Annotated in this window: 10 protein-coding genes; 5 read left to right on the forward strand and 5 right to left on the reverse strand. The window is 71.5% G+C overall.

All coding sequences use genetic code 11. The features are described from left to right. A partial coding sequence (locus tag P3L51_RS34045; protein ID WP_354609223.1) for an erythromycin esterase family protein occupies positions 1-858 on the reverse strand: 858 nt, incomplete at its 3' end. 136 nt (positions 859-994) lie between these two features. Here P3L51_RS34045 and P3L51_RS34050 point away from each other — a divergent pair. From P3L51_RS34050 to P3L51_RS34060, 3 genes are all read left to right on the forward strand, one after another. Continuing rightward, positions 995-1,972: an NHL repeat-containing protein gene (locus P3L51_RS34050; protein WP_354609224.1), complete on the forward strand. Its 978-nt coding sequence runs from the start codon at positions 995-997 to the stop codon at positions 1,970-1,972. A 130-nt stretch (positions 1,973-2,102) separates the two neighbouring features. Beyond that, positions 2,103-3,191 (forward strand): alpha-1,2-mannosidase, encoded by a 1,089-nt coding sequence (locus tag P3L51_RS34055; protein WP_354609225.1) that lies wholly within the window; start codon positions 2,103-2,105, stop codon positions 3,189-3,191. A 55-nt stretch (positions 3,192-3,246) separates the two neighbouring features. Then, complete coding sequence (locus P3L51_RS34060; RefSeq protein WP_354609226.1) at positions 3,247-3,636, forward strand: RidA family protein; 390 nt, start codon at positions 3,247-3,249, stop codon at positions 3,634-3,636. A gap of 63 nt (positions 3,637-3,699) precedes the next feature. On the opposite strand, the gene P3L51_RS34065 is transcribed toward P3L51_RS34060, so the two are convergent. From P3L51_RS34065 to P3L51_RS34080, 4 genes are all read right to left on the reverse strand, one after another. After that, positions 3,700-4,059, reverse strand: a complete 360-nt coding sequence (locus P3L51_RS34065) for a VOC family protein (protein ID WP_354609227.1) — start codon at positions 4,057-4,059, stop codon at positions 3,700-3,702. Between the two features lie 49 nt (positions 4,060-4,108). Continuing rightward, positions 4,109-5,110: an N-acetylmuramic acid 6-phosphate etherase gene (gene murQ, locus P3L51_RS34070; RefSeq protein ID WP_354609228.1), complete on the reverse strand. Its 1,002-nt coding sequence runs from the start codon at positions 5,108-5,110 to the stop codon at positions 4,109-4,111. A gap of 81 nt (positions 5,111-5,191) precedes the next feature. Beyond that, positions 5,192-6,109, reverse strand: coding sequence for a MurR/RpiR family transcriptional regulator (locus tag P3L51_RS34075; protein WP_354609229.1), 918 nt, complete (start codon positions 6,107-6,109; stop codon positions 5,192-5,194). A 15-nt stretch (positions 6,110-6,124) separates the two neighbouring features. Further along, complete coding sequence (locus P3L51_RS34080) at positions 6,125-6,535, reverse strand: MerR family transcriptional regulator (RefSeq protein ID WP_354609230.1); 411 nt, start codon at positions 6,533-6,535, stop codon at positions 6,125-6,127. Between the two features lie 80 nt (positions 6,536-6,615). Here P3L51_RS34080 and P3L51_RS34085 point away from each other — a divergent pair, with 80 nt between their 5' ends. Both P3L51_RS34085 and P3L51_RS34090 read left to right on the forward strand, forming a co-directional pair. After that, positions 6,616-7,014 (forward strand): DUF8819 family protein, encoded by a 399-nt coding sequence (locus P3L51_RS34085; RefSeq protein WP_354609231.1) that lies wholly within the window; start codon positions 6,616-6,618, stop codon positions 7,012-7,014. Position 7,015: 1 nt separating this feature from the next. Continuing rightward, positions 7,016-7,229, forward strand: a 214-nt coding sequence (locus P3L51_RS34090) for a DUF4031 domain-containing protein (protein ID WP_354609232.1), incomplete at its 3' end; no start/stop codon positions are given.

The following is a 7,229-nucleotide window of genomic DNA, read 5'->3' on the forward strand; positions in this document are numbered from 1 at the left end:
AGACAGGTCGGGGGCGGCGGAGCGGTCCAGGATCTCCTCGACCGCCTCGGCCATGTACCGGTCGCGTGCCGCCGAGACCGTCCGCTCCGGGTCCGGGTGCTGTCCGTTGCGCGTCACCAGATCGGCGGCCCGGACCAGGATCCGGGCGTGCCGCACCGCCACGGCCCCGGCCGGGGTGTCCTCGTACCCGCGCACGTACTCCAGCAGCTTCTCCGCCTCGTGCATCAGCTTCTGCCCGGGGTCAGGACGCGACCCCGGATACGCGTTGGCGAGGATGCCGAGCGTGGAGTGCAGGGCGGGCAGCCGGTCCGGCGCCACGCTGGTCAGGAACGCTTCGAGCACCGCCAGCGAATCCCCGGAGCGCTGCGGGTCGATGCCGGCGAAACGGATCTGCTCGTCCGCCGGGCGGCCGTCGTTGTACGCGCGCATCCACTCGATCATGTCCAGGACCTCTTCGGTCCGCCAGGTCCAGAACCCCAGCCCGGTCAGCACCTGCGCGGGGTCGCCGACACCGCCCCGTACGTACGCGTCGACGGCCGGACCGGCGGACGCGCTCGCCTCCATGGCCAGCGTCGTGAAGCCCAGCTCCGTCACCAGATACTCCAGCAGCCGGTGCTTGAGCTGGAAGAACTCACGTGTGCCGTGGGTGGACTCGCCGAGCCCCACGATCCGTACACCGTCGAGGACTTCCTTGAGCGGCTGGAGGTCGGCGGTGGGCGCGCCGGCGGTCAGGCCGCCGCTCAGGGGTACGGAGTTCCGCGACAGCCACCCCGTCACCTCGGCTGCCCCGGTCGCCTCGGGCGTCTCGCCCACCCCGCCCACCTCGCCGGACATGGTCTCCCGATCATTCGCTGACATGCCGCCGAGGCTACAGCCGGGCGGGAGCCGTTTCCGCACCGGGAACTCGGTGGCGGGCGCGGCGCGTTACGTGCGCATAGCGCACCGGAGTTGTCCCTGTCCCCAGGCACCCCAGAAGCCCCGGAGGCTCGACGCCATGTCTCTGACACCCCCCGACTCTTCCCGTCTCTCCCGCCGCGCCGTGCTCGGCGGCGCCGTGGCCGTCACGTTCGCGCTCGGTGCCGGTACGGCCACGGCCTCGGCCGCTGAGCACACCCGCCCCGGCCGCCCCTCCTGGCCCACCGACTTCCCGCTGCCCAACGGCTTCCGCCCGGAGGGCATCGCCATCGGCAGCGGCCCGTACGCCTATATGGGCTCCCTCGCGGACGGTTCGATCCGCCGCGCCGACCTGCGCACCGGCGAGGGCCGGACCGTCCTGGAGGGCGCGACCGGCGGGGCCACCACGGGTCTGAAGCTCGACCGCGACGGGCTGCTCTACATCTCGGGCGGCGTGAGCGGATCCATCCGGGTGCTCGACACCCGTACGAACCGGCTCACCGCCACGTATCAACCGACGACGGCCGGCTTCGTCAACGACGTGATCCTGTACGGCGACCGGGCCTGGTTCACCGACTCGAACGCCCCCGTCCTCTACACCGTCCCGCGCGGCGGCAAGCGCGGGGGGACGGCGGACCTGCGGAGTGTCCCGCTCGGCGGTGAGTGGGAGCAGGCGCCCACCGGGATCAGCGCCAACGGCATCGAGACGACCCCGGACGGCCGCGCGCTGATCGTCGTCAACAGCCCGATCGGCAAGCTGTTCCGGGTGGACCCGAAGACCGGGCACGCCACGACCATCACCCTCAAGGGCGCGGCGAACGTCATCAACGGCGACGGGCTGCTGCGCGTCGGCAGCACGCTGTACGTGGTGCAGAACCGCCTCAACCTCATCACCGTGTTCGACCTCGACGCCCGCGCCACCACCGCGACGCTGCGGCGCACCGTCACCGACCCGCGCTTCGACGTCCCGACGACGGCGGCGCGCCTCGGCAACCGCCTCTACCTCGTCAACGCCCGCTTCACGACGACCCCGACGCCGGAGACGACGTACAACGCGGTTGCTGTGCAGCTGCGTTGAGCGGTTGATTGGTCGAGCAGCTGATATGAGGGGCCGTGCACGGCCGCCGCGTACGCCTCGGTCACGGTCCGCACCGTGGCCGGGGCGTGGGCCGGGGCGTTGTCAGAGGGCGCCGCTAGAGTCCTGGCGTATGGAAGCGACCTTCGCGGATTTCTCGGTGTCCCCGCCGCTGTGCGGCAACGCAGAAGTACGCACCGACGGTGGCGGGTTCGGCGGGAACCACGTCCATCTCGGCGCGGGCGGGAGCGCCACGCTGGACTTCGGGGTGGAGGCGGGCGAGACGTTCGTCGAGGCGACGTTGAAGGTGACGGCGCTGGTGTCCAAGCGGGGGGGCTCGCCCGGCTTCGCACCGATGGACATCGAGGTCAACGGCCATGCGCTGGTGGAGTCCCTGACGCTCCCCGGAGGCGGCGACCTGCCCCAGACGATGGTGTTCGCGGTGCCCGGCGAGCTGCTGCGGGAGGGGACGAACACCGTGACGGTGCGCAGCTCCTCCGAGGCCGCCACCATGTTCTGGCTCTACCGGATCACGCTCGACTCGGTGTACGAGCGGGACCGATCCGAGCGGGCGATGGGCGCGAAGGCGGCGGAGCGCGCGGTGTTCGCCTTCCGTACGGAGCGCCGTGCGGTCGGCGCGGCCGACTGGACGGACGCCGGCCGACTGCGCCTCTACGTCGAGCGGGGTGAGGGCTCCCTGCCCGCGCAGGTCTCGTGGCGCGGCGTCGACGGTACGGAGGGCGCGGCCAGCTTCCAGTCCGCCATGACCGACTTCCTCGGCCACCACCGGGGCGCGGACGGCACAACGGCCGAGTTCCGTGGTCGGCTGGACGGCCGCTGGACCTTCCCCGAGGGCACCGCCGATACGCCTGCGCACCACTTCCGGACGGAGGAGGGCTGGGGCGGCGGCTGGCACACCTCCGGTGACCTGCGCATCCTGGTGGACCACGGCGGGGCCGCGGTGGAGCGGGTCACATGGCGGGACCAGCGCACGAACGGCGGCTCGATCTGCCTGCAAGCTGACGGGTCCGGTTTCGTGGGCTTCTACCAGCGGGTCGACGAGGGGCCGATCGGCTATCGGGGCACGGCTGTGCGGGTGGAGGCGAAAGGCCCGGCAGGGCAGAGCGAGTTGCAGGACGAACTGGAACGGACGGCCCGCCAGCTCAAGGTCGTCGCCGACGTGGCGGTCGACAGGCTGACCGACTGGCTCCGGACCCGCTGATCGGGCGGCTTCGTCTTCAACGAGTGGGACGGAGAGAGGGAAGAGAAGGAACGGTATGGAAGACGTACGGCACGTGGTTGGTTCCGGATCCCCGTTGGAGCCGGAGATCGGGTTCTCGCGGGCGGTGCGGGTCGGGTCGTTTGTCGCCGTCGCCGGTACGGCTCCGATCGGGGACGACGGTTCCACCGTCGGGCCCGGTGACGTCTACGCGCAGACCGTACGGTGCCTCGACATCGCCGAACGCGCGCTGCGAGAGGCGGGGGTCGGGCTGGGGGACGTCGTACGGACCCGCCTCCTGCTGACCGACGTCACCCGGTGGAGGGAGGCCGCCCGTGCGCACGGTGAGCGGTTCGCCGACATCCGGCCCGCGTGCACCGTCGTGGAGGTGTCCCGCTTCATCGACCCCGCGTGGCTCGTCGAGGTGGAGATCGACGCGATCAGCTGAACGCGGACACGATTGCCGCGAGCGAGGAGGGTCCGCGCGGGGTGACGGCGCCGGCGGTCGCGGTCAGCTCGTGGACCGCTCGCCCAGCACGCAGAACTCATTGCCCTCGGGGTCGGCGAGCACCACCCACGGCTCGTCCCCCCGCTGCCCGACGTCCGCGTGGTGGGCGCCGAGTGCCAGGAGGCGCTCGACCTCCGCGTCCCGGTCGTCGGGGCGGAAGTCCAGGTGGAGACGGTTCTTGAGGGTCTTTCCCTCCGGTACGGGTACGAAGATCAGGCCGGGCAGCCGGTCGGGCGCCGGACGGATCTCGTACTCCTCGGCAGAGTCGTCCACCACGGTCCAGCCGAGGGCCTCACACCACCAGCGGCCCAGGGCGACCGGGTCGGTGGCGTCGACGGAGAGCTGTTCCCATTCGAGTGCCATGGCCCGAGGCTAAGGGCTGGGCCGCCCCGTGGGGATCACGGGACAGCCCTCAGCCCACGGGGGATGTGGAGCCGGGCCCCTTCGACGCCTGGAGCGCCGCCCGCAGATGCCCGTGCGAATCCGCCAGCAGCCCCGCCGCCGTGGGGCCGTCCACCGCACCGAGGATGGTGAGGATCGCGTTCTTCACCTCGCCGTCCGTCGCCGACAGCGCCGACTCGATCTCCTCGTCCGGCGCGCCCGTCGCGAGGGCGACGATGCGGCGGGAGCGGGCCCGCAGCTTCTCGTTGGACGCGCGGACGTCGACCATCAGGTTTCCGTACGTCTTGCCCAGACGGATCATCGTGATCGTCGAGATCATGTTGAGGACCAGCTTCTGCGCCGTACCGGCCTTCAACCGGGTTGATCCCGTGAGCAGTTCGGGGCCCACCACGATCTCCAGGCCGTGCTCGGCGGCAGCCGCGAGCGCGCTGTCCGCGTTGCAGGACAGACCGATGGTGAGCGCGCCGAGTGCGCGCGCGTGCTCGACCGCGCCGACCGCGTACGGGGTGCGGCCGGACGCCGAGATGCCGACGACCGTGTCGTTCACGTCGACCTTCAGCTCGTCCAGGTCGGACGCCGCCAGTTCCTTGGAGTCCTCGGCGCCCTCGACGGACTTGATCATCGCGCCGGGGCCGCCCGCGATCAGGCCGACGACCTCCGACGGGTCGGTGTTGAAGGTGGGCGGGCACTCGCTGGCGTCCAGGACGCCCAGGCGGCCGGCCGTGCCGGCGCCCGCGTAGATCAGCCTGCCGCCACGGGCCATCCGCTCGGCGGTCGCGTCGATGGCGGCGGCGATACGGGGGAGATGCGCGGCGACGGCGGCCGGGACGGTCTGGTCCTCGCCGTTCATGAGGCGGGCGATGTCCTCGGTGGGACGGCGGTCGATCTCGGCGAGTTCGGGGCGGAACGCCTCGGTGGTGAGGGTCGCGAGTTCGGCCCGGAGTTCGCCGTACGCGGTGTGAGATGTTCCGGCGCCGGACGTCGAGGAGGCGTCGGTGGGCATGGAGGTCATGGAGAAGCGGCTCTTTCTGGCGAGCTGGCAGAAACCTGAGGAAGCCCCGTTGACGGTGGTGCGGTCGAGCAGGTGCGCGATTCAGCGCGTGCGCGGCGTGTGGCGGTGCGCCAGTGCCTCGTAGGACGCGGCGAGCGCGGGTGCGGCCGTCTCGTACGTCCGCTGGGCGACACCGATGAACAGGCAGTCCACGACGAGGAGTTGACTCGTACGGCTGGACATCGCCGCCGGCCGCAGCTCGCTCTCGCGGGCCGTGGACGTGGTGAGGACGTGGTCCGCGTACTGCGACACCGCCCCGTCAGGGCGCCCCGTGATCGCGACCGTCGTCGCGCCCCGGTCGAAGGCGACGCGCAGCGGCTCGATGACGTCCCCGGTGGAGCCGGAGTGCGTGATCGCGATGGCCACGTCGCCCGGGCGGAGCTGGACGGCGTTGGTGACGGCGAGGTGCGGATCGCTGTGCGCGTGGGCTATCAGGCCGATGCGCAGGAGCTTCTGCGCGAGGTCCATGGCGACAAGACCGCTCGCGCCGACGCCGTAGATGTCGATGCGGCGCGCGGCGGCGGCGGCTGTGACGACGGCGCCGAGCTGGACGGTGTCGAGCCCGGCCGCCGTGTCGGCGAGGGTCTGCTGCTCGTCGTACGCCAGTTTGGCGACGACGTCGGCGATCGGGTCGTCGACCGCGATGTCGGCGGTGACCGCCGGAGCCGCGCCGGACTCCTGGTGGGCGGCGAGGCCGGCGAGGGCGAGACGCAGATCGCGGTAGCCGGGGTAGCCGAGGAGGCGGGCGGTCCTGACGACGGTGGCCTCACTCGTACCGGTGAGTTCGGCGAGACCGGTGACGGTGAGGGCAGCCGTGCCCGCGGGGTCGGCCGCCACGGCTTCTGCGACGCGCTGCATGGAGCGCGTCATGGAGGGTGCGAGCGTGCGCACCTTGGCCGCGAGGGCGGCGGGGGCCGGAGGGGCGCCGCCGCTGTAAATTTCCTTCACGTCACTGGTCACGAGTGAAAGATAATTTCAGGCGGTGGTGGCGTCAAGGGTGTCGAGGGCTGTTCGGCCCTGGGGAGCGGCCGTCTCGCGGACCGTGTCCAGATACTCCGCGACCGCGTCCCTGTTGCGGATGAGGCAGTTGATGCGCTGCGTCATACGGTCGCGCTCGACTTCGAGCGTCGACAGCATCTCCGGGGTCGCGTCCTGGAAATGGATGACCCTCGGCTTGTCGAGGCACGGGAGGATCTGCTTGATGATGCGGGTCGGCAGACCGGCGTCGAGCAGCCCTCGGACCTGGATCACCCGGTCGACGGTCGGCTCGTCGTAGGCGCGGTAGCCGTTCGCGCAGCGGGTGGAGACGATGAGGCCCTGCTCCTCGTAGTAGCGCAGGAGGCGGCGGGAGGTGCCGGTGCGGTCAGAGAGTTCACCGATACGCATCGTGTTCGCCCCTTCGATCCCACGCCGTATGCTCGAAGCCTCACACGCGTGTGAGGCTTCGAGCATACGACAATGGGGGCATGGAAGACATGAGCCCCCTGGAACAGGCGCTGCACAGCGCACGCGCCCTGGTCCTCGCCGATCTCGCGGCGGGTGACGTCGCGCGCGCCGAGGTCGTCTCACTGGTGGAGGACGCCGTCGTGCACCGGCGGTGGTGGGTGGAGCAGTGGCCGGAGGGGGTCGAGTACGTCGCCGGGCTGATCGCCCAGGACGTACAGGACGCCCTCCTGGAAACGCACGGGCGGTGGCCGCTCTGCCCCGTCTGCGGCAAGTCCCGCACAGAACTGGCGGCGGAGGGCGGGCCGCACGCGCTGGAGGTGGAGCCCGAGTTGGGGGCGGATCCGCACTGGGTGTGCGGGAAAGCGGCGGTGGTGGTGGCCCCGGTGGGGTCGCTGGGCGCTGTTCTGGGGGCCGGGTGACATGACCGTATACATCGATCCGCCGACCTGGCCGGGGCACGGGCGGCTGTGGTCGCACCTGGTGAGCGATGTGTCGTACGAGGAACTGCACACGTTCGCGGCGGGGATCGGGTGTCCGGCACGGGCCTTCGAGCGGGACCACTACGACGTACCGGCGCATCGGTACGGGGACGCGGTGCGGGCCGGCGCGGTGGAGGTCGGGTCGCGGGAGTTGG

This window comes from Streptomyces panacea, assembly GCF_040560175.1.
GTDB lineage: Bacteria > Actinomycetota > Actinomycetes > Streptomycetales > Streptomycetaceae > Streptomyces > Streptomyces panacea.

What these genes read in the sequence shown, in the direction of transcription:
- murQ (WP_354609228.1), bottom strand. Translation starts at nt 5,110, where the DNA reads ATGACCTCCATGCCCACCGACGCCTCCTCGACGTCCGGCGCCGGAACA.
- P3L51_RS34060 (WP_354609226.1), top strand. Translation starts at nt 3,247, where the DNA reads ATGGAAGACGTACGGCACGTGGTTGGTTCCGGATCCCCGTTGGAGCCG.
- P3L51_RS34085 (WP_354609231.1), top strand. Translation starts at nt 6,616, where the DNA reads ATGGAAGACATGAGCCCCCTGGAACAGGCGCTGCACAGCGCACGCGCC.
- P3L51_RS34055 (WP_354609225.1), top strand. Translation starts at nt 2,103, where the DNA reads ATGGAAGCGACCTTCGCGGATTTCTCGGTGTCCCCGCCGCTGTGCGGC.
- P3L51_RS34050 (WP_354609224.1), top strand. Translation starts at nt 995, where the DNA reads ATGTCTCTGACACCCCCCGACTCTTCCCGTCTCTCCCGCCGCGCCGTG.
- P3L51_RS34065 (WP_354609227.1), bottom strand. Translation starts at nt 4,059, where the DNA reads ATGGCACTCGAATGGGAACAGCTCTCCGTCGACGCCACCGACCCGGTC.
- P3L51_RS34080 (WP_354609230.1), bottom strand. Translation starts at nt 6,535, where the DNA reads ATGCGTATCGGTGAACTCTCTGACCGCACCGGCACCTCCCGCCGCCTC.